This window comes from Halorussus sp. MSC15.2 (assembly GCF_010747475.1).
Taxonomy (GTDB): Archaea; Halobacteriota; Halobacteria; order Halobacteriales; family Haladaptataceae; genus Halorussus.
In genome coordinates, this window is record NZ_VSLZ01000001.1 from 923716 (window position 1) to 949264 (window position 25549).

Sequence of the window (25549 nt, forward strand, 5' to 3'; positions counted from 1 at the left end):
CGCGCTTCATATGCCTTTCTGCTTTGGCCGCGCTAACTGTCGAACGTTTCTTCCGTGCTAACGCCGTACACCCGCCTCGGCGTTTCGACGTGGGCGTTTCGGACGGCGTCGTCGTAGCCCTCCTCCTGCATCCACCTGACCCGTCTGGGGACGGTCCGGGGTCCCATGACCGCGCCGGGCCGGTCGGGGTCGTCCACGAAGTCGGTCTCCATCAGGAACGGGTCGCCGCGCTCGACGGCGACTTCGAGGCGGTCCTTCTCGCTCATCACGCTCGGCGTCGGTCCCGCGAGTTCCCCGCCCGCGTAGTGCTTGACGACCCGCTCGGGGTCGAGTCCGGCGTCCTCGGCCCACCGCGCGATGTCCGTCAGGTCGTCGCTGGCCTCGGTGTGGAGTTGGACCGCGCAGTCGTTGTCCGCGCCCAGCGACAGTCCGTGCCGGAGGACTTCGTTCGAGGCCTCCCACACCGCGTCGGTCGTGTCGTAGTGCGGGCGACCGGTCTTGAGTGCGACCGCCTCGCCGGGTTCGACGCGCTCGCCGTCCGCGACGTACTCCGCCGCGAGGTCCAGTCCGGCCCGCATCAGGTCGCGGGCCTCCTCCGGCGAGTAGCCACGGTCGTCCACCAGTTTCGATATCAGGCCGGGGTGAACCCCGAGGACGGGCCACGCTCGACCCGGAAGCACCTCGTTCGCCCGCGAGACTACGTCGAGGGTCGTCTCGAAGACCGGCCGGAACTCCTCGCCGGTCTCGGGTTCGACCCCGAGCAGCCACGAGGGCTTGTTGACCACGAGCAGGTGCGTGCCGCCGCTCCGGGCGAAGTCCTTCACGGCCTCGATTCCCCGGCCGTGGTCGGGGTCCAGATGCAGGTGATTGTCGAGTACCGGCGTTCCGAGGTCCTCGCTCATGGTCGTGGCTTCGCGCGAGAACGAAAAAAACGTCGGCGGTTCGCCACCGGTCGGCGGTCGCTGACTAACCGCGCGCGAGTCGTGCGCTCGCGGAATCGAGTCGATTCTGCGTCGCGCGTTCGTCTCGCGGGTCGCGCGCACCGTTCACATCGCGAGGCTCGCCCGCGTAACACGCACGTGCAGGAGACAAGATAAAACAAGCTCGCCGGACGGGATGCATCGAACGCTCGCCCCGGCGCGGACTTGAAGGTCGCTCGGACCCGAGACTCCGCCATGACGGAGGACGACCCGCGGAACGTCCGGTCGCTCGCCGTCGCGGTCGGCGACGTCGTGACGGCCTACGAGGCGCGACGGCGGAGCGAGCGCAGACCGGTCCTCAGAGTGACGCCGCCGTTCTCGGGCCGGATGCGCGCGCGACTCCACGACCCCGGGCCGGCCGCGCAGGCGGCGACCGAGGACGACGACAGGGATACCGAGACGGGGGCGCTCCACGTCCCGCCGGCGCGGTTCCTCGCCGAGGAAGGTGTCCCGCAGTATCCGACGCCCGACAGCACCGAGGACGCGCTCCGCTCGGACCCCGACACCGAATTCTCGGTCGAGCGCCACCGCGAGCGTCACGTCGAGGCGGTCGAAGCGTGGCGTACCGCCGTCGGCGAAGCCATCGTGTCGTCGCTGAACCTCCGACTCGGCGAGGGGACGCACAGCGTCGAGGTCAAGACCCTCGGCGACTCGTCGGTGTAGTTGATGACTCGTTCCGGGGGTGGAAGGGCGACGACAGAGAGAGTGATACCGGAACCCGCCGACGAGAGAACGTATCGCCGAGCGCCGCTCCCCGAACGGAGACGGCCTTTCAGTTCGTTTCCGTCGCGCTCTCTTCCACGACGAAGGCCTCGTGGGCCGCGTTCTGGAGCGCGTCCGACCGGCCGTGTTCGCCCGGCGCGATGGCGACGGTCCGGACGCCGTTCCGGGCGGCTTTCTCCAATACGGGCTTGAAATCGGTATCTCGCGAGGCGATTGCCAGTACGTCGAGTCCGTCGGTCAGCGCGAACTCCGTGGCGTCCACGGCGAGTTTCACGTCCACGTCGCCGCTGGTGACGGTGACCTCGAAGCCGCGGGCCTCGGCGGCCTGAATCAGCGCCGGGGTGGCGTGTTCGTCGAGGTAGAGTCGGGTCACGGAGAGTTGACCGAGGTCCTCGGCTACCGAACGGACGTCGTCTAAGTCCACGTCGAACTCCTCGCGCAGCACGTTGGGACCGTCTACGAACAGCGCGACGGTCGTCTCCCCGTCGAGGAGCGAGCGCAGCGGTTGCATGTCCTGCCGTAGCGGCCGTTCCGGTTTAGCCGTGCCGGTCCGGACCGCATTCTGAAAGTTCCACAGTTGCAAACGGTTCAATAGTTTGTGATACGAGTTACTATAACCAGATAACAATTTATTACAGGTCAAAATCAAGATTTAAATAACTCCGTTCCATGGGGTAGAATGTAGCATGTCAGACGACAGCACGCAGCGATTCAATCGCCGTACGTTCCTCAAGGCCACCGGCGCGGCCGGTGCAGCAGCCGCAGTGAGCGGTGTCACAGCAGCGACCCCCGGGCGCGAACCCGGTCCCAAGAAGGACGAGATTCTCGTCGGCGTCTCCGCAGGAAACGGTGACGTCGAAGCAGCAGTCACCACGCACGTTCCCGGCAACGCGGAGGTCGTTCACACGAACGACAACCTCCGCTACGCCGCGGTGAAGTTCCCGAGTCAGGTCCCCGACAAGGCCAGACAGAACTTCATCGACGCCATCACGAAGAAGGACGGCATCAAGTACGCCGAGCGAAACAAGACGCACAAGGCGCTCGCTACGCCGAACGACCCGCGGTTCAGCGACCAGTACGCGCCCCAGCAGGTCGAGTCCCCCGCCGCGTGGGACGAGGTCAGCGGCTTCGGAGACTCCGGCGTCACCATCGCCGTCGTGGACACGGGTGCCCAGTACAACCACCCCGACCTCCAAGCGAACTACGAGTCCAACCCCGGGAAGGACTTCGTGGACGACGACTCGGACCCGTATCCGCCGGACCCGTCGAGCGAGCAGCACGCCACGCACGTCTCCGGCTGTGCGGCCGCGGTCGTCGACGACGGCACGGGCGTCGCCGGACAGGGTAACTCCTCGCTCATCAACGGTCGGGCGCTCGGCCCGAACGGCGGTTCGACGGCCGACATCGCGGACGCCGTCGAGTGGGCGACCGACCAAGGCGCGGACATCATCAACATGTCCCTCGGTGGCGGCGGCTACACCTCCACGATGAAGAACGCGGTCCAGTACGCGGTCAACAACGGCGCGCTCCCCATCTGTGCGGCCGGTAACGACGGCTCCAGTTCCGTCTCCTACCCCGCGGCCTACAGCGAGTGTATGGCCATCTCCGCGGTGAACTCCAACGAGGAACTCGCCTCCTTCTCGCAGTACGGCGACGTGGACCTCGCCGCGCCCGGCGTGGACGTCCTCTCGACGATTCCGACCGACAGCTACGCGAAGTTCAGCGGAACCTCGATGGCGACCCCCGTCACGTCCGGCGTCGCCGGTCTGACCCTCGCCAAGTGGGACCTCAGCACCTCCGGCCTCCGCAGTCACCTCAAGGCCACCGCGAAGGACATCGGTCTCTCCTCGGACAAGCAGGGCGCGGGTCAGGTCAACGCCTACAACGCGGTCACGACCCAGCCCGGCGACGGTGGCGGTGGCGGCGGCGGTGGCGGCGGCGACTCCTCGACCACCACGAAGTCCGGTTCGCTCAGTAGTTCCTCCGACTACGACGACTACTCCTACGCGTGGCAGTACAGCAGTCCGAGCCAAGTCGTCGTGGAACTCTCCGGCCCGTCGGACGCCGACTTCGACCTCTACGTCAACACCGGCACCACGGCGGCGCCGACCCCCAGCAGTTACGACTACCGCTCGTACACCACGAACAGTCAGGAGTCCATCACCATCGACAACCCGGACGACTCGACGGAGCTGCAGATTGACGTCGATTCCTACAGCGGTTCCGGCAGCTACGACCTGACCATCACCGAGAAGCAGTAACTCGGCGAGTAACAGCGACTACATTTCTTTTTCGCGCGACGTGACGACCGACATCCGACCGCAATCGCGGTCGCGTTCTCGCAGTACGAGTCCTCAAAGTGCGACTCGGTAATTGAGCTTTTACGTTTCGCCGGGGTAGCCACTGACATGGTTGCCGAAACCGGAATCGCGGCCGAACTCATCGACCTGCTCTCGGTGTTCGTCATCGCCGCGGGCGTCGGCGTCTTCGTCGCCAAAATAGGTCGGTTCCCCTACACGATTGCGCTCCTGCTCGCCGGACTCGCAGTGTCGATTCTGGGTATCACCATCGACATCGAACTCTCCCACGACCTCATCCTGCTCGTGTTCCTCCCGCCGCTGCTGTTCGAAGGCGCGGCGACCACCGACCTCGAACGCTTCCGGGAGAACCTCTCGCACGTCCTCGTCCTCGCCGTCGTGGGGTTGATAACCGCGATTCTCCTCCTCGGAATCGTCGGTCACTTCGCCTTCGGGTTCCCCCTACTGGTCTCGCTGCTGTTCGCGGCGATGATTCTGCCGACCGACCCCGTATCGGTGCTGGCGCTGTTCGAGGAACTGGGCGCGCCCGAGCGCCTGTCGGTCTTGGTCGAGGGCGAGAGTCTCATCAACGACGGCGTCGGCGTCGTCATCTTCTCGACGCTGTTCGCGCTGGTACTCGACTCCACCGCGGCCGGGACCGACCTCGCGGACCTCGTCACGACCAGCACCATCGTGGACGCATCGGCCGACATCGTCGTGGCCAGCGCGGGCGGTGCGGTCGTCGGGCTGGTCGCCGGACTCGCGGTGTACCAAGTCATGTACCGCCTCGACGAACACACGACCGAAATCGTGCTGACGCTCGTACTCGCGTACGGGAGCTTCCTGCTGGCCGAGCACACCCTGAGCGGCGTCATCAGCGATTACTACTTCAGCGGCGTCATCGCCACCGTCACGGCGGGACTCCTCATCGGGAACCGCGGCGCGGAGTACGCGATGAGCGCCCAGACCAAGATTTCGGTGTTCAACACGTGGGACACCGCGGCCTTCCTCGTCAACACGCTCATCTTCCTGCTCATCGGCGCGAAGACCCCTATCAACCAGATGCTCGCACACGGCCGACTCATCCTGCTCGCCATCCCGCTGGTCCTGCTCGCGCGTGCGGCGGTGGTCTACCCCATCACGAACATCGTCAATCGGTTCGTGCCGAACTCGGTCCCGCTCGACTACCAGCACGTCATGGTCTGGGGCGGGCTTCACGCCTCGATTCCCATCGCGCTGGTGCTCGGTCTGCCGCCGGACTTCCCGTTCCGGGAGCGACTCCGGGCGATGGTGTTCGGCGTCGCGGCGTTCAGCCTCGTCGTGCAGGGACTCACGATGGGCCGCGTGATGAACGCGCTCGACATCGTGACTCGCTCGGAGACCGAGGCACTGTACGAACTGCTCGTGGGACGCGCCCGCGCGGTGGACGCCGCGCTCGAATCGGCCGAGCGCCTCCACGACGCCGGCGACCTCTCGGAGTCGGTCTACGAGGACTTCCGCGGGGAGTACGAGCGCGAGAAGCGCGACCTGAACGAGACCATCTCCGAACTCCTCGAAGACAACCCGGAACTCCGTCGCGAGGAACTGCTCATCGGCGAGCGGCAGGTACTCAAACAGGAGAAGAGCGCGCTGATGGACGCGATGCGAACCGGCACGGTCAGCGACGACGTGGGTCGCCGCCTGATGGAGGAGGTGGACCTCAAACTCGACCGCGTGCAGTCTGGCGAGAGCACGGTCAGCGACCGCCCGGAGGAGGAGCGCTACGAGGAGTTCTGGCGCTCGCGCGCCGCGGAGTTGGGTCTGGAGACGCAACTCGAAGCGCGGGAAGCCAGCGACGACTGACCGCGGACTCTGTCGGGCGTCCGTCCCGTGAGTTCTCCGACTCGTCGGACCGCGGGCCGACCGTGCCGTGGAGTCGTTTACTCCCAATTCAGGTGAGACTGACTTCTCACAGCAGTCACCTCGGGGATAGCTGACTTCGCTTCGGCGTTCGACTCCGGAGAGTCTGCGCACGAACGTTCAAATACGATACCGCACCAGTTCGCCCCGACCGGCGCGCAGAACGCACCTGCCGGTCCGATAGCCATGACGCACTGCCACAACTGCGGTCACACCGGTACGTTCGTACTGCTCGTCCAATGCACGCTCGCAGTTCGCGGTCCCGACGTGGACCACGACGCCGCGTCTATCGCGGACTGTCCCCGCTGCACGCCGACCGGAAATTACGGTGTCGCTCCGTCCACGGCCGACCGAGATGCCGCGGACCGCGGTGCCGCCAGAGATACCGCGGGCCGTGACGCCGACGCTCGCGCCGACTGTCGTCCGGACCGCGCCGAACGCGAGATGCTCCCGTCGTCGGGTGACTGCTCGCTGGCGGTCCAGTGTCCGGCCTGCGACAGCACCGACGTCGGCGTCGCGGCCAGCGACCTGCTGGTGTGCTACGGACCGACCACTACGTCGTAGCGGTCCTCGACCGCCTCGTCGTCTTCGACCGCCGCGACCGATTCGTCGCCGTCGTCAGTCCAGACGACCAGTCGCGCGTCCGCGCGCCGCGCAGCAGTGGCGAGACGGCGTTCGAGCAGGTCGGCGATGCCGACGCCCCACCACGAGCGAATCTGTCCGCGCTCGCAGAGCCACACCGCTCGCGGGTCGCGCTCGGCAGCTAACTCCGCCGCACGGTCGGCGGCCGCTCCGGCGTTCCGTCCGTCGTACCGCCGAATCGTCCGGCCGCTCGTGGCTTCGGCGGTAACGTACAGCGGTGCAGACCGCCCGGCGGGACCGACCGTCGCGACGACGCCCGGTTCGACCGTCACGGTTTCGGGCGGACGCGGCGGTGCGTAGGTGCCCCGGACGAGTGCGGTCTGCGCGCCACTTTGGTCCAACTCCGAACGGAGTTGGTTCATCTCGCGCGTAGCCATTATAGACTATTTAGTCGAAAATACGCAGCAATCATAAGTGTGTCGATACGTGTCGTTCGTGGACGAGTGACTCCGGGTCCACCTCGTCCCGTGGAGGTTCGCGAAGGCCAGTAAAGTCATTGGAGACGGGTTGAAATCGGTGGATTCGGAGAAGTGACTCACCGCTACCCACGTGGAAAGTTCCTCTATTTCGATACGGCTGTTGGAAAAATCATCGTCGATTCGTCCAACACGTCGAAAAACAATCAGTCGTTCCACCATTTAGCCGATATAGTCGAAATAGCTAAGAGTCCATAACAACACCGATACCAAAGACGGCCGTAGATGAGTTCAGACGACACCGAGGAGAAGATACTCGGCACGACGACAGTGACCCAGCGATGGCGCATCAGTCTGATAAAGGCAGTCCGCGAGGAGTTCGCCGAAGACGGTCTCGACGTCGAAGAGGGCGACCGCCTCGTCTACAAACTCCGTGACGGTCAAATCGTCATCGAACCCGCGTGAAGTCTCGACCTCGCCGATTCGAGCGTTCGCCCGTTCGACCTCCACCCGGCCGTTCGACGTACGCGCTTCGACGCTCGCTAACTCGGACGCGAGTACCTGTCGAGCGTCCGGAAGACAAAGCATTACGTGCCGGGCGTCCAACCGTCCTACCATGACCCTTCGGAAGCCGCCACTGCGCGACGTTCACGCCGGCGAAGGAGCGACGTTCACCGAGTTCGGCGGATGGGACATGCCCGTGGAGTTCGAATCCATCAAGGTCGAACACGCCGCGGTCCGCGAGGACGCGGGCATCTTCGACGTGTCCCACATGGGGCAAATCGAGGTGGCCGGGCCGGACGCCGAGGAACTCATGCAGCGACTCACCTCGAACGACGTGACGCAACTCGGCCACGGCGACTCCCACTACTCGATGATAACCGACGAGGAGGGCGCGATTCTGGACGACACCGTGGTCTACCGACTCCCCGACGACCGCGACGCGACGTTCCTGTTCGTTCCCAACGCGGGCCACGACGAGCAGATGTACCAGCGGTGGACCGACTACCGAGAGCAGTGGGAGTTGGACGCCAGCGTCGAGAACGTCACCGACGAGTACGCGATGTACGCGGTACAGGGTCCGGAGGCCCCGGACCTCGTGGCGGACGCGACCGACGACGACGTGACTGACCTCTCGAAGTTCGAGGGCGCATACGCGTCGTTCGCGGGTGCCGACTGCTGGACCGCCCGAACCGGCTACACCGGCGAGGACGGCTTCGAGGTCATCGTCCCCGTGGACGCGGCCGAAGCGGTCTGGGAACTGTTCGACTGCCAACCGTGCGGTCTCGGCGCGCGCGACACACTCCGAATGGAGATGGGGTTCCTGCTGTCGGGACAGGACTTCGACGCCGAGAGCAACCCCCGAACGCCGTACGAGGCGGGCGTCGGGTGGACGGTGAAACTCGACACCGAGTTCGTCGGCCGCGACGCCCTCGAACGCGCCGACGAGGAGGGAACGGACGAGAAATTCGTCGGCATCGAACTCGTGGACCGGGGCGTTCCGCGCCACGGCTACGACGTGACCGACACCGACGGTCACATCGTCGGCGAGGTGACCAGCGGTACGATGAGTCCGACGCTGGACGAACCCATCGCGCTGGGCTACGTTCCGACCGAGTACGCCGACGTCGGGACGAAGGTCCGCGTGATGGTCCGCGGCCAGCCGAAAAAAGCAAAGATTGCGAACACGCCATTTCTGAGTGACCAACAATGAGCTTCGAAGTCCCTGACGACCGGACGTACAGTAGCGAACACGAGTGGGTCGAGACGACCGACGGCACCGCCAGAGTCGGCATCACCGACTTCGCGCAGGACGAACTCGGCGACGTGGTGTTCGTCGAACTCCCCGACGAGGGCGAGGACCTCACCGCTGGCGAGGAGTTCGGCGTGGTGGAGTCCATCAAGGCGGTTTCGGACCTCTACGCGCCCGTCAACGGCACCGTCACGGCGGTCAACGACGCGCTCGCGGACCAACCAGAACTCGTCAACGACGACCCCTTCGGTGAGGGCTGGATGCTCGAGGTGGAACTCGCCGAAGATAGCGGTCTCGACGAACTGCTCTCCGCCGAGGAGTACCGCGAACAGATAGAGTAACGCCGCCGCGTTACAGCGGCGTCCACCCGACCGAGAGATTCCGATTCGGGACGTGCCACCGCTGCTCGCCGACCGGGCCGTCCTCGGCGGAATCGGCCAACCGAACTTCTACGACGGCGTCCGCGTCGTCAGCGAGCGTCTGCACGATATCGCTGTCGTACGGCTTCTGTAGCGTGTAGTGCGCCATGGCGTCGTGGTTCCGGACGTGCCCGCCGACGACTCGGAGACAGCGCCGAACCACGTCCTCGCCGTAGAAATCGACCAGCGGTTCCAGCGAATCGATACCCACCCTGAGGTCGGCCGGGCGGAGCGAGTCGGTCCGGGCCGCGAAGTCGTCGATGGCTTCGACCAGCGCGGCCTGAAGTCCGGCCAGTTCGGGGTCCGCGATGCGGGTCTCCTTGACGCCCGCCAAGTCCCGCGAAGGAGTTCCGTTCGTCGCAGCGACCGACCGAACTGCGCCGACGTGATTGAGGACGTGGGTCGTCTCACTGACCGGACGCGGCGACTCGCTCGGGTCGGGGAGTCGCTCGGCGATACTCTCGGGCGTGGCGTCGGTGACCGCGAGGACGCGATAGCGGACTACGTCGTCGTCGCCCAGCATCCGCGAACTCGCGCGCGTGAGCAGTTCACGGGGTACGTCGCCCACGACCATGAGGTTACAGCCGGTGGACTTCAGTTCGTTCAGCAGGCCGAGGAAGTCCGCGAGGTCGTCGTCGGGCACCGACTCGTCCGACCCGCGCGCAGGTTCGCTGGTATCTGGGGACGACATTCGTTTTCGTGTGACTGTCATTTTCAGGGACAGGTTATAAATTTTCCTCCATAGGTATAGTGGATATATTATCTTATTCTCTGCAGAAAGGGACAGTCATCATACAAAACAGGAACTGCTGACGGAAACGGATACATTTCCGTAGGATGAAACCCCTAGTTGAGTATAGAAAATTCTATATGATTTTGCCTCTAACTTATGATAGCATGAATTTGCCCAAATTTAGAGGTTGTTCCATCGAACCTATTAAAATATTGCAAGTTGTTTGGATTGGTATGCTGTTCCTGAATAATACTGGCATAAGAATTAATATATGTTGTGCGAAACCGGGGCCATAGTCTAACCCAACTAGAACCAGTTGTCACTCCAGATTAATTCGCCATCAACAATTAATGGTTCTTGGTCGTTTTCTATCCATTCCTGAAGTGCCCCTAGTGTAGCTGTCCCATTACCGTATTCTCCGAGAGCGATGTGATATGGTTGGTCGTCAAAGAATGTAGGTTTGAGATTAGTGCCGATTCCATATCCGTGAGTTGGATATGCACGGACAGTAACGCTCATCTCCGAATCACACTTATATTTTCGCGATATGTGAAACAACGTTGGAATCCCTCCCTTACATGGCGCTATTACCACACTAGAGTCGCCAACTACCACGTACCGACTACCAATTGAGGTGTACTTACGGATAATCTTCATCGCGCTACTAGCGTTGAACCCGTGATGCAATAGCCGAGCCAACGTCTCGCCGACTTCGACCGCACCCGAGTTGTAGAGGTCGGATAAACTCACGACGGCGGCGTTCGCACCGGCTTTCACGAGTTCGACACCTTGGTCGTGAGACCGGCATCCGTTCAGCAGGGCTACGGTCGCGTTCGTCTCGTCCAGTGTGGCGGCGTCGAGGACCCCGTCGGAACACTGGAATCCGCGGCCGTCGATGTGGCCGACGAAATGGAACACGTCGTGGTCTTCGGCGAGCAGGTCCCGGAGTTCGGCCGTCGAGACGCCCGATTCGGAGGTCACGCTGACGGGCACGTCGTCTCGACTGCCGTATATTTCGTCCACGGAGTCCAGTTCCTCGCGCATCTGGTCGTCGTTGCAGACCACCGCGACGTCGACGGTGCCGTCCGAGGGTTCGGGCGTCTCGTGGTCGAACGCCTCCCGGACGAGTTTCGTCCCGCGAACCGGCGTCCCGTCGCCGACCCACGCCTGTTCGAGCGCGTCCACCTCCGGGAGCGTCACGTACTCGTCCAGCGTCGGCACGCCGCGAGTCGCGTCGGTCCCGTCCTCGGCACCGTCGTTTCGCAGCAGATGCGGTGGGTCGGCTGACTGCAGAGAATCGTCGCCCGTCGCGGTCCGCTCTCGCCCGCTCGGCCGCCGGAGGAACGAATCCAGCGCACCGTCGAGTTGGTCGGGGACCTCCCGCTGGTTGGACGAGACGTCGCGCTCGGTCTTCGGTCGCACCAGCGAGAGGTCGTTGACGAGGTAGGGCAGGAACTCGACCGCTTCGGCGTCGGGTTGGACGTGCGTCACTCGGTGCCACGGTGACGCGATGGCCTCGATGGCGTCGTCGGGCACCGAGAGGTACGCCCGGAGTCGCTCGGCGGGCGACGCCTCGTAGAGGTCGGCGAAGTCGAGTTCGACGTGCGCTTCGAGGACCTCTCGCTCGTGGAGGTCGTCGGGGTACAGGCCCTCGGTTCGCGTCACGCAGTCGAGGAAGAACACGCGTTTGAGCAGTGCCGCCGTGGCGTCGGCGACCGCCGCCGGTTCCTCGCCGAGGTGGTGAGTGACGCCACCCGTCGCCGTCACGGCGGCGCGGTCGCCCGGGACGACGGTCGCACCGAGGTAGTACGCCAGCGGCGCGACGGTGTACACCGCCCAGTACTCCGACGGGACCGTTATCTGAACGCCGGTCTCGGGCGCTTCGAGACCCGAGGGAATCGAGAGTTCGTCTCCGCGTTCGACGCGGGGCGGATGTCCGCGTAGCGTCGGCCACGCTCGCTCGGGCGACGTGGTCTTCAGCGCCGACGAGAACGCCGACACCGCGTCCATCGTCGCTTCTGGGTCGTCCGGGACCGTAATCGTCGCGGCCGGAGCGCTGTGGTAGGACCGCGCGCCGACTTCGACGGTGGTCTCCTCCTCGAACTCGAAGGTCACGCGCTCGGGCGTCACGTCGATGCGGACGCGTCCCGAGACGCGCAGATACACCTTTATCGGCGAGTGGAGTTCCACGAGGTAATCGTCGTCCGAGAGTTCGCGGGTCGTCGGGCTATCGACCGACAGCAACGGGTCGCCGTCGGGCGTCCGCACGTCGGCGGGAACCATGTACGGGAGGCGAAGCCGTCCGGCCGAGATTCGGCAGGCCGTATCGACCGGAAAGGTGAACGCGTCGGTGTCCGCGGGCGTCGGGTCCACCGACTCGTCCGTGAGGAGCAGAAAGTGTCTGGTCTCGACCGGGTCGACGATGTCGATACCGGTCTCGTCGTCGGGCGATTCGAATCTCGGATGGAGAGTCATGAGTCGAGAATCGGCTATCGTATTCTACCGGACGCAGGGCGCAAGTAAAAACCCTCGGACGAGGTGACATCAGGTCCGCGGCCTGTACCCGTGCCCTGATTCCCCCGACGTGACCAGCGGCTCGCTTTCGAACCTGACCCGCACTTTGTCTCCAACGCCAGAACGACGACGTTCACCGGAAATCGAAACCGAATACCCCCATCTTAAAACGATACACTCCGTACCTCCGTTTACATGAGCGGACGACACGAGTCAGGGGAGCGGGGAAGCCCGTACGCACCGCACACCGCCGACGAGACGGCGGCGATGCTCGACGCGGTGGGCGCGGACGACGTGACGGAACTGTTCGACATCCCCGACCCCGTCGAGTTCGACGGGGAGTTCGGCATCGAGGCGAGGAGCGAGCGGGACGCCGAGCGCCACGTCAGGGGTCTGCTATCGCGCAACGACGACCTGACCGAGTTCCTCGGCCGGGGTCACTACGAGCACTACGTGCCCTCGCTGGTGGACCACCTCTCGGCGCGCTCGGAGTTCCTGACCTCCTACACACAGTACCAGCCAGAAATCACGCAGGGGTTCCTGCAGGCCCTGTTCGAGTACCAGTCGATGCTGGTCGAGTTGACCGGTCTCGACGTCGTCAACGCCTCGATGTACGACCACGCGACCGCGCTCGCGGAAGCGGCCCTGCTCGCGGCCCGCGTCCGGTCCACCGACGGCGACCGCGTACTGGTTCCCGACTACCTCCTCGCGAACCGCCGCGACGTCCTCGAAAACTACACCGACGGCGCGGGACTCTCGGTGGAGACGTTCGCTACCGACGACGGGAACGTGGACCCCGACGTTCTCGCCGACGCCATCGACGACGACGCCGTGATGGTGTACGTCGAGAACCCGACCACGCGCGGAACCGTCGAGGAGAACGTGGACGCCGTCGGCGAACTCGCCGACGACCACGACGCGCTGTTCTGTCTCGGGTCCGACCCGGTCGCGCTCTCGATTCTACAGGAACCCGAGAGCGTCGGAGCGGACGTGGTGGTCGGCGACGCCGCCGCGCTCGGACTGCCCACAGCGTACGGCATGGGTCTGGGCCTGTTCGCCTGCCGCGAAGACTTCGTGCGACAGGTACCCGGCCGCCTCGTCGGCGCGAGCGAGGACGCCGCCGACAATCGCACCTACACCCTGACCCTCCAGACGCGCGAACAGCACATCCGCCGGGAGCGCGCCACGAGTAACATCTGCACGAATCAGGCGTGGGTCGCGCTGCGGACGGCCATCCACGCGGCCTACCTCGGTCCCGACGGACTGGTCGAACTCGCCAACGACTGCGTGCGTCTGGCCGCCGACCTCGCCGAACGGTTGGACGCCGTCAGCGGCCTCCGAGCGCCGGTCCACGACCGCCACCACTTCCGGGAGTTCGTGGCCCACACCGACCAACCCGCGAACGCGGTCGCCTCGGACCTCGAAGCCGAGGGGTTCGCGGTCCACGCCGTGGGCGACCACGAGGTACAGGTCTGCATCACCGACGCCAACGAACACGCCGCCGACGAACTGGTCGCGGCCTTCGAGGAGGTGGCCTGAGATGAGATACGACCAAGCACGTTGGACGAACGAGAGCGCGGAAGGCGACGATGACGCGGAGGGACAGTACGAACCGCTCCTCTCCGAGAAGAACTCGAAGAGGGTCGAGGTCGAGTCGCCGCTTCCGGACGACCTGACCCGCGACAGTCTCGAACTCCCCGACCTCTCGGAACCCGAACTCGCGCGCCACTACACGCGGCTCTCCCAGATGAACTACGGCGTCGATAGCGGGCCGTACCCCCTCGGGAGCTGTACGATGAAGTACAACCCCAAGTTCACCGAGGACGTGGCCGCGCTCCCGAGCGCCGCGGTCCACCCCGACCGCTCGGAGGGGAGCGTTCAGGGGAGCCTCGCGCTGATGCACGGGCTTCAGGACTATCTCGCCAGAATCGGCGGGATGGACGCGGTGAGCCTCCAGCCCCCGGCGGGCGCGGCGGGCGAGTTCACCGGGATTCTGGTCGCCAAGGCGTTCCACGAACAGAACGGCGAGGGCGACCAGCGCGACGAGATTATCGTCCCCGACAGCGCCCACGGGACGAACTTCGCCAGCGCCGCGCTGGCGGGCTACGAAGTCGTCGAACTCCCCTCGGGCGACGACGGCAGAGTCGATTTGGAGGCGCTCGAAGCCGCCGCCAGCGAGCGAACCGCGCTGTTCATGCTCACCAACCCCAACACGCTGGGTCTCTTCGAGCGCGACATCGAAGAGATAGCCGACGTCGTCCACGACGCCGGGGGACTGCTCTACTACGACGGCGCGAACCTCAACGCCCTGCTCGGACAGGCCCGGCCGGGCGACATGGGCTTCGACATCATGCACTACAACGTCCACAAGACGTTCGCCACGCCCCACGGCGGCGGCGGTCCGGGCGCGGGACCGGTCGGCGTCGTCTCGGACCTCGCGGAGTTCCTGCCCGCACCGCGCGTCCGGGAAGTCGGCAGACGCGACGGCGAGGGGACCGGAACCGGCGGCGTCTACGAGCGCTTCGACCCGGAGAACACGGTCGGCAAGGTCCACGGCTTCGCGGGCAACTGGCTCGTCCTCGTGAAGGCCTACGCCTACATCGCGCGACTCGGCGACGAGGGTCTCACGGACGCCTCGGCGAAGGCGGTCCTCAACGCCAACTACCTCGCCAGCCAGATAGACTACGACATCCCGTTCGGTCCGTTCCACCACGAGTTCGTCGCCAGCGCGGGCGACCAAGACGCCGCCGACGTGGCGAAGCGCATGCTCGACTACGGCGTCCACCCGCCGACGACCAAGTGGCCCGAAATCGTCCCGGAAGCGCTGATGACCGAACCCACCGAAATCGAGGGCAAGGACACCCTCGACCAACTCGCGGAGGCGTTCGACGCCGTCGCGGCCGAAGACGACGAGACGCTGGCGAGCGCGCCGAACCGGACCACGGCCGGACGAATCGACCAGACCAGCGCCGCGCGCGACCTCCGACTGTCGTGGCAGTCGCTGGACGACGCGGAGTGAGCGCCGAGCGAGGAAGGGAGCGTCGCCGCCTCAGAGAACCGACGCGATTTCCGAGAGGACGTCCTCGGGTTCGAAGGGCTTGGTCACGTAGCCGTCCGCGCCCGCTTTGACCGCCTCTTTCATCTTCTCCTGCTGGTCCACGCTCGTCACCATCACGACCACCGGCGGGTTGTCGCTCGACTTGATTCGCTCGGTCGCCGCGACGCCGTCCATCTCGGGCATCATGATGTCCATGGTGACCACGTCGGGCGAGTGCTGTTCGAACAGTTCGACCGCCTCGTTACCGTCTCCGGCCTCGCCGACGACGTCGAAGTCGTCCTGCACGGCCTGCCGGACCATCGTGCGCTGGAAGTCGCTGTCGTCGACGATTAACAATTCTGGAGCCATTCGTTACTTGTCCGTCGTTGGAGAGGGGCACCAAGATAAAACCCGTCGAAAGTCGCGCTTCAGTTTCGGTTCGAACCGGCCGACGCGACCTGCCGACCGGTGACGATTCGGTACGCTTTTTCTCGCCGAAGGTCGGATGGAAATCCGTGCGCGAACTCTCGCTTGACGACCTGCCGAAGCACTCGCCGTGGCCCGCGCGCCTGCTCGGACGCGAGGACTGGGACGAGCAAGCCGGGTTCGGCGGCATCGGCGTGTCGGTCTACGACGAGGTGTACGGCAAACTGCTATCGCTCGCCCGCGCGAACCCCGAGATGGACTACCGCGCGGTCCAGCGGTCGGCGAACCACCACGCCGAGGAGAGTCCCGTGGCGATTTCGCGGGGCGAGAGCCTCTATCTCGTGGACGTGGACGAGAAGCAGGAGCTACAGGACGAGGCGCTGGTAGCCTCGTTCGCGGGGACGCTCTCGGGCGGCGAGACGGTCGTCGCGCTGGGGTGTGGTTGGGGGTACGAACTCGGCGTCCTCGCCGACGCCTACCCCGACTGCGAGTTCGTCGGCGGCGACCCCGCCGAGAACGGCGTGGCGCTGGCCCGCGAACTGTTCGCCGACCGCGACCGCATCACGGTCGGCGAGTTCGACTTCCGCGACGACCGATGGGACCTGTTGGAGGACGTGCTGGCAGACGGGAGTGCGGACGACGGTACGGGTGCAGACGACGGCAGGAATGCGGAAGGCAGCGAGGGGACGGGCGACGTGGTCCTGTTCACGCAGGGGTCGCTGACCGCGCTTCCGAGCGTCCGCGACGTGATATCCGAAACTCTCGCGGACTATCTCGACCGAGTCCGGACCGGTGTCCACCTCGAACACGTCTTCGAACTCCACCCCGAGGACACGCTCCTCGGGCAACTCCGCCGGAGCTACACCGACCGGCGGGAGTACAACGACGACCTGTTGACCGCGCTCCGCGCAACCGACGGTATCGAAATCGCCAGCGCGACCTACGACGTGGTCGGCGGTAACCCGCTCCATCCCCTCTCGGAGATTCGGTGGGAAGCGGTCTGAGACGCGGAAACCGGCCGTCACAGAGAACCAGCGACAGTTCGCTCGTCAGTCGAGGAAGTTCGGTTCGACCGCCTTGCTCTCGACCTCGCCTTCGAGGTGGTCGCGGAACGCCTCGACGCTCACGTCCTTCTCCTCGCGCTCCTCGCGGTCGCGAACCGAGACGGTCCCGGCCTCCTCCTCGTTGTCGCCGACGACGAGCATGTAGGGCACGTTGTCGTCGTGGGCCTGCTGAATCTTCTTGCCGACCGTCCACGACCGGTCCTCGATTTCGACCCGGAAGTCGCCGAGGTAGCGGTTCTGGAGCTGTTTGGCGTAACCGATGTTGTCGTCGCTGACGGGCAGGATGCGGACCTGCTCGGGCGCGAGCCACGTCGGGAAGTTGCCCTTGAAGTGCTCGATGATGACGCCCATGAACCGCTCGAAGGAACCGAGTAGCGCGCGGTGGACCATCACCGGGCGGTGTTCCTCGTTGTCCTCGCCGACGTAGGTCAGGTCGAGGCGCTCGGGGATGTTGAAGTCGAGTTGGACCGTGCCGATGGTCCACTCGCGGCCGATGGCGTCCACGGCGTTGATGCCGATTTTCGGGCCGTAGAAGGCCGCTTCACCGTGTTCGACGTCGTACTCCAGCCCCTCGGATTCGAGGGCGTCCTTCAGCGCGTCTGTCGCCTCCGACCAGATTTCGTCGCTGCCGACGGCGTTGTCGCCCTTGGTCTCCAGTTTGTACTGGACGTCGAGGTCGAAGTTGCCGTAGATGTCGTCGATGACGCTCAGCGCCGAGAGGATTTCGCCGCGAATCTGGTCCTTCCGGATGAAGGCGTGACCGTCGTCCTGCGTGAACCCGCGAACGCGGAGCAGGCCCGAGAGTTCGCCGGACTGCTCGTTGCGGTAGCAGGTGCCGAACTCCGAGAACCGGACCGGCAGGTCCCGATAGGAGTACTGGTGGTCGTCGAAGATGTGGGCGTGGTTCGCGCAGTTCATCGGCTTCAGGCCGTACTCGGTGTCGTCCTGCTCCCACGCGAACATCTCGCCCTCTTCCTTGAAGTTGTCGTAGTGACCCGTGGGCTTCCAGAGTTCCGCCTTGTTGAGTTCGGGCGTCCAGACCTCGTCGTAACCCAGTTCGTCGTTCTTGCTCCGGATGTAGTCCTCCAACTCGCGCCGAATCGTCATCCCGTTGGGGTGGTAGTGGGGCGCGCCCGGCGAGTGGTCGGGGATGGAGAACAGGTCCATCTCGCGGCCGATTTTCCGGTGGTCGCGCTCCTCGGCCTCCTCTCTGCGCTCGATGAACTCCTCCAACTCGCCCTCGCTCTCGAAGGCGGTACCGTAGACGCGGGTCAGCATCTCGTTGTCCTCGTCGCCGCGCCAGTACGCGCCGGAGATAGAGAGCAGCGCGAACCCGCCGATTTCGCCGGTGGACTCGACGTGGGGTCCCTTACAGAGGTCCTCGAACTCGCCCTGCTCGTAGAAGGAAATCGACTCCTCGTCGGCGGCCTCCTCGTCCAGAATCTCGCGCTTGAAGGGGTTCTCCTCGTAGAACTCGAACGCCTCCTCCCGAGAGCGCTCGAACCGTTCGATTTCGAGGTCTTCCTCGATGATGGCGTAGGCCTCCTCTTCGATGGCCTCGAGGTCCTCCTCGTCGAGTTCGACGCCGTAGATGTCGTAGTAGAACCCGTCGTCGGTCCACGGCCCGATGGTCAGTCGGGCCTCGGGGTGGAGGCGCTGGAGCGCCTGCGCGAAGACGTGTGCCGCCGAGTGGCGGAGCACGTCGAGGTACTCGTCGCTGGAGGGCGTGACTATCTCCAGTCTCGCGCCGTCGGGGAGTTCGCTGGCTTTGTCCACGAGTTCGCCGTCGATGACGCCCGCGACGGTGTCCCGGCCGAGACCGGGGCCGATTTCGTACGCGGCGTCTTCGACCGTGGCCCCTTCCTCGAGTTCGAGTTCGGACCCGTCGGGAAGGACGACCGTAATCTGGCTCATGTTTCGTTTACGGTTCTGGTTACCTGATAACCCTTTCTACACGAGGGTTGTCCTCGCCCAACGCGCGTCGTGGCACCGACCCATCTATGGCTCACCACCGACCCATCAACGCTTCTCGACCTCCACTGGGATATACTCACTTTCAGTCCTGCTGGTCGCCCGAAACCGGTGAGAGGGAGTGCGTGCCTGTCGAGAACACTCATATCTCCGGTTCCTTCTGGTACACCGTCGAGTGATTCCGTTCGGGGAAAAAAGTGATGTCACTGCCATCACCCCCGGTGTTTTCGTATACCAGAATACGATTTACGAGTTCGTCCAGTATCGAATCCTGACCGCTGTTCGGCGACGGATGCGTCGTAAATTCGGAACAAGACCTACGAACTCTACGATGGGAGACCGGAGCGCTGCCGCGAGTACGAGTCGGTGACGTCGCCAAGGGAGGACGAGACGGACCGGAATAGCCGACGACCGTCCACCGACGTGACGTCTGACCGTTCGATTTTCGATTCGGGTCTGGGTGCACGTGACGCAGCAAACGCCACGGCCCGGGTCCATCAACATCATCTCCGCCTTTCGCACGTTCACATGGAATCTGACGGCCGCCGAACCGGGAATTCGACGGTCCGGACGTGCAATCTCCGGTCGTACGCCCGGGTTCGTCCCGTCGAGACGCCGCTTCGGATGCCTCGAGTTGCGGTCGCTCGTGATAACTACCGACGAACGGCACTCTCGGCAGGACCCCTACAGTGGTCTCTCGGCCAGTGTGTGTGTGTGTGTCCAGAAGACGCGTTTCCGGGATGGCTCTTTCAGGTGGTGCAACACGCAGAAGTTGCTACGAGGAGCCGTGGGGTGGAGAACCTAAAGTCCGGACTTGGGCCGGTGCTCAAGCTTCGGCCGAGTCGATGTCGCCGTCGATGCGGACGAACCGGTAGTCACACTCCGGGCATCCCCACTTGGTCTTCTCGCCGAGGTGGAGGTGCGTGCTCGCGGTGCGGTAGAACGTCCGCTCGGTGCCACACTGCGGACAGTCGTGGTCGAGTTCCTGAGCCATGTTCCAACGTCGAATCCCGTCGCATTTCAGGATACTGGTTTGGTCGCGCTCGTCTCTCCGTCAACGTCGTGTTGAGCGTAGATGCGTGGGGTCTGCGCGCTCGTCGTCCCCCCACGGTACGCTCGTCGTCGTGTCTCGGCTCTTCCGAGCGTTCGCCTCGGCCGGTGGTGAAGTAGAGAACGCGCCGACGAAACGGCAATAAATTAAATAACGATATATCAATACTCTTCGTCTGCGATGGTTGGACAGTGTGGGTAAACGACTGGAAAGAGAGGTCCTCCGAGGCGATACGCCTCTCTAAGCAACCGTCGGCGTTGCCCGACTGTGAAGGCCGTCCGTCCGCGTTCGGTCTCTCGAACGCGGTGACTACGTCACGATTCGGACGGTTCAGTCGTTCAGCCACTCGTGGAAGGTCCCGTCCACGAGGGTCTCGGACTGCCGTTCGACGTAGGCCGCCTGCATCCCCCGGACCGCCGATACGAGCGATTCGCCGTCTTCGACGCGTCGGCGGACTTCCCGACGTTTCCACTCGGCCGGGGTGACGCCCTCGGTGAGGCGGACGCGAAGCAGGTCGAGGTACTCGTCGGCCTCGGACGCCGAGAGACCGCGTAGCGAGAGACCGTCGCGAGCACACTCCAACAGTTCGGCGAGAATCGTCTCGGTGTCGGTGACGTCCTCGCCGTTCGAAGTTATCCACCGGAGGTCGGCGTCGAGACCGTCCCGCATCGCGGCGTCGAAGTTCTCGCGGGCGACCTCCCAATCGAGGGCCAGTACCGGGTGTTCGCGCCGCGGGAGACTCTCCATGAGTCCGGCGAACGCCGCGACGAACGCGAGACTGTCGCGAATCGTCGGTTGGGCCGGGAGCGCTCGGAACTCGATGCGGGCGTTGGCGGCCGACCGAGTCGCGCCGTCGAACACGGGTCGTACCCACCGCCAGAAACTCCCGTGTTTGTGCTCGAAGTGGCGGAACGTGTCGTCGAACCGTCCCTCGGATTCGACCCGCATCGGCACCAGCGTCGGGTCGGTCGCGATGCGGTCGATGGCCTGCTCGACGGTCGTCACGTCCGCCGGGAATCGAACCTTGTCCCGGCGTTCCTCGGGGTTGAACACGCCCTCGAAGACCGGGATTCGATTCTCCATCCACTGGTCGTCGAGGACTGCGTAGGCGTCGTCGGTGTCGTACAGTTCCGGCGGGAAGAACGGCGAGTTGACCCCGAGCACGAGCAGCGGCCCGGCGACCCGGAGCGCGTACCGGAAGCGCTCGGGCAGGTCGGGAGCATGGGGCACCTGATAGTGCGGTTGGATGGAGGTGGTCAGACTCTCGGGCATCACCACGTCCGCCGAGAGTTCGACGTGGGGCGTCTCGATTCGCCGCTTCGGCGAGTAGGTGTCGGCGTTCGCCATCGCCTGATACCGCGTATCGTCGGCCATGTTCGTCGTGATGCGCGTTCCATCGCGGACGACGCTGTCGGTCAGATACGTCTCGGCCGACTCGCCCGCGGGCGGAACGGTCCAGAGACCGTCGCTCACCAGCCTTATCTCCTCGGTCCGCGCTCTCGTCTGGGCGGCTTCGAGTCGGGACTGCGCCTCGGTCTGCTGGGCGCGCAGGCCGAACGCGTTGAACGGCTGGGGGTTCGTGTGGAACTCGGCGTTGTGCAGGCCCAGTTCACCCTCGAAGTTGACGAGTTCCAGCAGCGGACGCGGCATCCGTTCGAGGGTGGCGTCGTTCTCCGCGACCCCGTACAGTTCGTATTCGAGACCGACGATGGCCTGCGGGTTGTCGAACGTGCCGTCGCGGAGTTCCTCCTTGAGTCGCTCGGCCTCGCGTTCGACCGTGGCCGCGAAGTCGTCCTCCGAGACTGTCAGTGCCTCCTGCACCGAATCGACCAATTCGGCGCTCATGTGCGGGCGTTCAATCTCTTCCGACGTGAATCTAATCCCGGAATCGAAGTCCGTCCGGAGTCCGCGCCGTCAACCGTTCGGAGTCCGTGGTATCAACAGTCCGGAATTCGCGGCATCAACTACTTGCCCGGCGAGGACGAACTGTCGCGCATGTCAGTGATACTCTACGCGCTCGACGGTTGTCCGTACTGCGAAACGGTCCACGACGCGCTCGACGACAACGATATCGAGTACGAGACGCGATGGGTCGAGGCGCTCCACTCCGAACGCGACGAGGTGAAACGGGTCAGCGGCCAGCGCGGCGTCCCGGTTCTGATAGACGAAGACGCCGGCGTGACGATGGCCGAGAGCGAGCAAATCGTGGAATACGTCGAAACCTCGCTGGCCTGACCGCCGACGAACCGTAGTTCGGGACGGGAGTTAAGTGCGGTCGGTCGGTAGTCGGAGGCATGAAGATTTACACCGGACGCGGCGACGAGGGCCAGACCGACCTCCGAGACATGTCGCGAGTCTCGAAGGCCAGTCCCCGAATCGAGGCCTACGGCACGGTAGACGAGGTGAACGCGCTCGTCGGGCGGGTTCGACCCACGGGACACGACGACGTGGACGACCAGTTACGGGAGATTCAGAACCACCTCCACGTCGTACAGGCGGACTTCGCCAATCCCGACCCCGACGAGGACGACCCGCGCGTCCGCGAGGAACACGTCGAGCAACTGGAGAGGTGGATAGACGGCTACGACGACGAACTCGACCCTCTCGAATCGTTCATCCTCCCCGGCGGCGGCGACGCGGGCGCACGACTCCACCACGCCCGGACGGTCTGTCGCCGCGCGGAGCGCCGCGCCGTGGCGCTCGAAGCGGAAGAGGACGTCAACGACGCCGCGGTGACGTACCTGAACCGACTCTCGGACGCCCTGTTCGTCCTCGGACGGGTCGTCAACCAGCGCGAGGACGTGCCCGAAGAGTCGCCGACGTACTGACCTCGATTATCGCCGACGTACCCGCCTCGATTATCGCCGACGTACCCGCCTCGATTATCGCCGACGTACTGACCTCGATTCTCCGATGGAGTAATGCAGAGACCGACACGTTAATTCAGTCTCGGCCGCATGTAACGTGTAAGCATGCGGATACGCGAGTGGCAGGACATCGTCGAGGACGTGGTCGAGAAAGACGTTGACCCCGACGACTGGCGGGCGGTCGGCGGTAAGCGGGCCGGCGGCGTCGGCGAGGACCTCTACCTCGGCCACCCGCGCGGGGGCGTTTACCACCTGAAGACCTACGCCAAGAACCCCTACGAGGTCCGCGGCGTCGGCGCGCGGGTCGCGCGCAAACTCGACGACGAAATCGGGTCGTTCCTCCCCGAGCAGGAGACGGAGGGCCGCTTCGCGGTCCAGAACCCGCCCGAGAGCGAGGACGACGCCGAGGAGAAGGCCCGCCACCTCGAAGCGGTCGTCGAGGCCCACGCCGAGGCACCGACCACGCCCAACGACTTCTTCGACGACGTGATGGACGCGCTGGACAGTCCGGCGTTCGGTCCCATCGACTTCGACAGGTACGACCGTCCGGACTCCACCGAGGAACTCGCCGAGCGGTTCGAAGAGGCCGAGGAGTTGCTGAACGAGGAACTGGAGGACCTCGTCGAGGAGGACGACGTGGGTCGCGGGTTCCAGTAGAACGCTCTGTTCGACTTCGGGTCCGGTGTACTCGTGGATACGGGTCCGGGATTGTGAGTTCGGGGCTGTAGTCCGGTATTCGGTGCGGGACGAGTAGTCTTAAACGAGTTGACGGACACTACTTCCCCATGAACCCGACCGAGACCGTCGAGGACTACTACGCGGCGCTCCGCCGTGGCGACCCTCTCGCACCATTCTTCGCAGAGTGTGCGGACGCGGTGAAGTTCGGCGTGAGCGAGCGATTAGAGGGGTACGACGCCATCGCGGAGGGACTGGCCGAACAGACCCGGACGACGAAGGACTGGAGCGTCGAGAGCAGACGATTGCGGGTTAGCACCAGCGACTCCGTCGCGTGGTTCACGGACGACGTCGGACTCGCGTGGACCGATTCGGCGGAGACCCGACAGTCGTTCGACACGCGGTGGAGCGGCGTTCTCGAAAGCCAGTCAGACGAGGGTGAGGAAGCGCGCTGGCGATTCGTCCAGATGCACGTCAGCGCCCCGCACGAGATTTGACGATGGTCAGTCCGACATCCGAAGAGGAGAAGCGCGAGGCGATGGCCCGGCTCAAGGCCACCATCGTCGTACTGGTGGGGGCCTCAGCGGGTCTCATCACGCTATCGGGCGGCGGGTCGCTGGTACAGATAGGGGTCGCAGTCGTCGTGGGTTCGGTGGTCGGGACGGCCCTGCTCGCGTACGTCCTTCGTATTCTGTAGTCGCCCGTTCTTGTCGGGGATTTTCGCGGTTCGCTCGGGCTTCCCAGAGAATTTCGCGACTCAGTCCGGTTCACTAGCGTCCTTCGGTTTCGTCGGCTCTTTCTCCGGAGTTCCCCGGTTTCGTCAGGGACTCACCCGCGCCAACCAGCGTTGCGGGTCGTCCAGTTCCGCGTCGGTCGGGAGATTCTCCGGGCGGTCCCACACCACGCTCGCGCCTTCGATACCGCGCGCGGCCGAGACTACGTCGAAGAAGGCCTTGCCGCGCTCGTACTGCCTCCGTTTCAGGCCGAGACCGAGTAGTCGGCGGACGAGTCGGGAGACCGGGTCGCCGCCGCGCCTGCGTGCCTCCATCTTCTCGCGGAGGTCGGCGTACTCGTCGTCGAACGCGCCGTCCATCAGGAGTTCGGCGTACCCTTCGACCGCGGTCATCGCGGCGTCTAACTCGCGGAACGCCTCGCGGTCGAGGTGTCCCGTCGCCAGCGCGTCGATGCCCGACTCCATCCGGGATTCGAGGTGGTCCGAGAGCCACGGGGCCGCGCCGAACTCCGCGGCGTGGGTCACCTCGTGGAAGGCTATCCAGCGCCGGAACCGGTCGTAGTCTACGTCGAGTTCCCCGGCGATGCGCTCGATGTTCGGCCGGACGAAGTAGAGGGCGTGTTCGTCGCCCTCGGCGAGGAGAAGGGGGTCGTACTGGCCGAGGACGTTCTTGGCCAGCACCGTGAGCATCACCGACATCGTACCGGTGTTAATCGTCCGGGCGACCCCCGGCATGACCGCGGGACCGTGTTCCTCGACGGGTCGCATCACCCGCCGGAAGGTGTCGATGTTGGCGTCAATCCAGTGGTGGCGATTCTGCACCTCGATGGTCTCGGGCACGTCGAACTCGGCCCCGGACACCTCGCGTACTCTGCTTCGGGCGTCGCGAACGTCCGCCGCGTACCCTTCCCGTTCGGTCTCCGAGAGGTCGAGCGAACCGGGAGGCGTCACCGCCTTCGCGGCCTCGGCGACGGCGGTCCAGTCGATAGGTCCTTCGCCCGATGCGTCGGCAATCGCCCGGACGCTGCGATAGAGACTCACGGCTTCGAGTTGGGGACGGGCGGTCAAAATCTTTCTGCTGGGTCTGGGCGGGTCTCACATCGATTCCGACGCAGTAGACCGATATCGTCACGCGTCGTGAGTCGGACTCCGGTCTCGTTCGACGGGGTGGGACACACCACCGTCGCGTTTGTAAGAGGGTCGAGAGGGGGTTCGGTGCGTCGGCGGTCTCGTCGGCCGCTGACACCACTACCGCGGATGTATTCGCAAGCAGTAGATATAGCAACATTAGAACAGCTACAATCAGCTATCTCAGCCTGAGATGTTCGATTTTCGTGTATTTACATTCG

25 protein-coding genes are annotated in these 25549 nt (G+C 64.8%); 15 read left to right on the top strand and 10 right to left on the bottom strand.

What is annotated here, in order from left to right; translation table 11 throughout:
- Positions 1-32 precede the first annotated feature (32 nt).
- Positions 33-902, bottom strand: coding sequence for a TatD family hydrolase (locus FXF75_RS04855; RefSeq protein ID WP_163520378.1), 870 nt, complete (start codon positions 900-902; stop codon positions 33-35).
- A gap of 273 nt (positions 903-1175) precedes the next feature.
- On the opposite strand from FXF75_RS04855, the gene FXF75_RS04860 reads away from it, so the two are divergent.
- Positions 1176-1643: a hypothetical protein gene (locus tag FXF75_RS04860; protein ID WP_163520379.1), complete on the top strand. Its 468-nt coding sequence runs from the start codon at positions 1176-1178 to the stop codon at positions 1641-1643.
- 109 nt (positions 1644-1752) lie between these two features.
- Here FXF75_RS04860 and FXF75_RS04865 read toward each other — a convergent pair whose 3' ends face one another.
- Entirely contained in the window at positions 1753-2214 is a 462-nt protein-coding gene (locus FXF75_RS04865; RefSeq protein WP_163520380.1) for an NYN domain-containing protein, read from the bottom strand.
- A 175-nt stretch (positions 2215-2389) separates the two neighbouring features.
- Here FXF75_RS04865 and FXF75_RS04870 point away from each other — a divergent pair, with 175 nt between their 5' ends.
- From FXF75_RS04870 to FXF75_RS04880, 3 genes are all read left to right on the top strand, one after another.
- Positions 2390-3964, top strand: coding sequence for a S8 family serine peptidase (locus FXF75_RS04870; RefSeq protein WP_163520381.1), 1575 nt, complete (start codon positions 2390-2392; stop codon positions 3962-3964).
- A gap of 147 nt (positions 3965-4111) precedes the next feature.
- Positions 4112-5842, top strand: coding sequence for a sodium:proton antiporter (locus FXF75_RS04875; protein WP_163520382.1), 1731 nt, complete (start codon positions 4112-4114; stop codon positions 5840-5842).
- Positions 5843-6085: 243 nt separating this feature from the next.
- Entirely contained in the window at positions 6086-6463 is a 378-nt protein-coding gene (locus tag FXF75_RS04880; protein ID WP_163520383.1) for a hypothetical protein, read from the top strand.
- Here FXF75_RS04880 and FXF75_RS04885 read toward each other — a convergent pair.
- Positions 6439-6918 (bottom strand): hypothetical protein, encoded by a 480-nt coding sequence (locus FXF75_RS04885; RefSeq protein ID WP_163520384.1) that lies wholly within the window; start codon positions 6916-6918, stop codon positions 6439-6441. The genes FXF75_RS04880 and FXF75_RS04885 overlap by 25 nt on opposite strands.
- Before the next feature lie 324 nt (positions 6919-7242).
- On the opposite strand from FXF75_RS04885, the gene FXF75_RS04890 reads away from it, so the two are divergent.
- The 3 genes from FXF75_RS04890 to gcvH all read left to right on the top strand — a co-directional run bounded on the left by FXF75_RS04890 (position 7243) and on the right by gcvH (position 9051).
- Entirely contained in the window at positions 7243-7422 is a 180-nt protein-coding gene (locus FXF75_RS04890) for an AbrB/MazE/SpoVT family DNA-binding domain-containing protein (protein ID WP_163520385.1), read from the top strand.
- Positions 7423-7573: 151 nt separating this feature from the next.
- On the top strand, positions 7574-8671 hold the full coding sequence (gcvT, locus tag FXF75_RS04895) for a glycine cleavage system aminomethyltransferase GcvT (protein WP_163520386.1): 1098 nt from the start codon (positions 7574-7576) through the stop codon (positions 8669-8671).
- Positions 8668-9051 (top strand): glycine cleavage system protein GcvH, encoded by a 384-nt coding sequence (gcvH, locus tag FXF75_RS04900; protein ID WP_163520387.1) that lies wholly within the window; start codon positions 8668-8670, stop codon positions 9049-9051. The genes gcvT and gcvH overlap by 4 nt, the downstream gene beginning before the upstream one ends.
- 10 nt (positions 9052-9061) lie before the next feature.
- Here gcvH and FXF75_RS04905 read toward each other — a convergent pair whose 3' ends face one another.
- Complete coding sequence (locus FXF75_RS04905; RefSeq protein WP_163520388.1) at positions 9062-9820, bottom strand: hypothetical protein; 759 nt, start codon at positions 9818-9820, stop codon at positions 9062-9064.
- Between the two features lie 348 nt (positions 9821-10168).
- A complete protein-coding gene (locus FXF75_RS04910; protein WP_163520389.1) occupies positions 10169-12337 on the bottom strand; it encodes a hypothetical protein in 2169 nt (722 codons plus the stop codon).
- A 234-nt stretch (positions 12338-12571) separates the two neighbouring features.
- On the opposite strand from FXF75_RS04910, the gene gcvPA reads away from it, so the two are divergent.
- Both gcvPA and gcvPB read left to right on the top strand, forming a co-directional pair.
- On the top strand, positions 12572-13915 hold the full coding sequence (gene gcvPA / locus FXF75_RS04915; RefSeq protein WP_163520390.1) for an aminomethyl-transferring glycine dehydrogenase subunit GcvPA: 1344 nt from the start codon (positions 12572-12574) through the stop codon (positions 13913-13915).
- Between the two features lies 1 nt (position 13916).
- A complete protein-coding gene (gcvPB, locus tag FXF75_RS04920; protein ID WP_163520391.1) occupies positions 13917-15395 on the top strand; it encodes an aminomethyl-transferring glycine dehydrogenase subunit GcvPB in 1479 nt (492 codons plus the stop codon).
- Between the two features lie 30 nt (positions 15396-15425).
- On the opposite strand, the gene FXF75_RS04925 is transcribed toward gcvPB, so the two are convergent.
- Positions 15426-15782 (bottom strand): response regulator, encoded by a 357-nt coding sequence (locus FXF75_RS04925; RefSeq protein WP_163520392.1) that lies wholly within the window; start codon positions 15780-15782, stop codon positions 15426-15428.
- 146 nt (positions 15783-15928) lie between these two features.
- Here FXF75_RS04925 and FXF75_RS04930 point away from each other — a divergent pair, with 146 nt between their 5' ends.
- Positions 15929-16843, top strand: coding sequence for a class I SAM-dependent methyltransferase (locus tag FXF75_RS04930; RefSeq protein WP_163520393.1), 915 nt, complete (start codon positions 15929-15931; stop codon positions 16841-16843).
- 45 nt (positions 16844-16888) lie between these two features.
- Here the strand turns inward: FXF75_RS04930 and thrS are convergent, their stop codons facing one another.
- From thrS to FXF75_RS04940, 3 genes are all read right to left on the bottom strand, one after another.
- A complete protein-coding gene (gene thrS, locus FXF75_RS04935) occupies positions 16889-18817 on the bottom strand; it encodes a threonine--tRNA ligase (protein WP_163520394.1) in 1929 nt (642 codons plus the stop codon).
- Between the two features lie 883 nt (positions 18818-19700).
- The gene (locus tag FXF75_RS21995; protein WP_205427193.1) at positions 19701-19868 is read right to left on the bottom strand and encodes a hypothetical protein; all 168 of its coding nucleotides are present in this window, start codon (positions 19866-19868) and stop codon (positions 19701-19703) included.
- A gap of 387 nt (positions 19869-20255) precedes the next feature.
- Positions 20256-21770 carry a hypothetical protein gene (locus FXF75_RS04940; RefSeq protein ID WP_163520395.1) on the bottom strand — a complete coding sequence of 505 codons (1515 nt, stop codon included), beginning with the start codon at positions 21768-21770 and terminating at the stop codon, positions 20256-20258.
- 150 nt (positions 21771-21920) lie between these two features.
- On the opposite strand from FXF75_RS04940, the gene FXF75_RS04945 reads away from it, so the two are divergent.
- The 5 genes from FXF75_RS04945 (at position 21921) to FXF75_RS04965 (ending at position 24164) form a co-directional block, all read left to right on the top strand.
- Entirely contained in the window at positions 21921-22160 is a 240-nt protein-coding gene (locus FXF75_RS04945) for a glutathione S-transferase N-terminal domain-containing protein (protein ID WP_163520396.1), read from the top strand.
- 59 nt (positions 22161-22219) lie between these two features.
- Positions 22220-22753 (top strand): cob(I)yrinic acid a,c-diamide adenosyltransferase, encoded by a 534-nt coding sequence (locus tag FXF75_RS04950; protein ID WP_163520397.1) that lies wholly within the window; start codon positions 22220-22222, stop codon positions 22751-22753.
- 144 nt (positions 22754-22897) lie between these two features.
- Positions 22898-23449: a hypothetical protein gene (locus tag FXF75_RS04955; RefSeq protein ID WP_163520398.1), complete on the top strand. Its 552-nt coding sequence runs from the start codon at positions 22898-22900 to the stop codon at positions 23447-23449.
- Between the two features lie 128 nt (positions 23450-23577).
- On the top strand, positions 23578-23964 hold the full coding sequence (locus FXF75_RS04960) for a nuclear transport factor 2 family protein (RefSeq protein ID WP_163520399.1): 387 nt from the start codon (positions 23578-23580) through the stop codon (positions 23962-23964).
- 2 nt (positions 23965-23966) lie between these two features.
- Complete coding sequence (locus FXF75_RS04965) at positions 23967-24164, top strand: hypothetical protein (RefSeq protein WP_163520400.1); 198 nt, start codon at positions 23967-23969, stop codon at positions 24162-24164.
- 123 nt (positions 24165-24287) lie between these two features.
- Here FXF75_RS04965 and FXF75_RS04970 read toward each other — a convergent pair whose 3' ends face one another.
- Positions 24288-25241, bottom strand: coding sequence for a zinc-dependent metalloprotease (locus FXF75_RS04970; RefSeq protein ID WP_163520401.1), 954 nt, complete (start codon positions 25239-25241; stop codon positions 24288-24290).
- Positions 25242-25549: the final 308 nt, after the last annotated feature.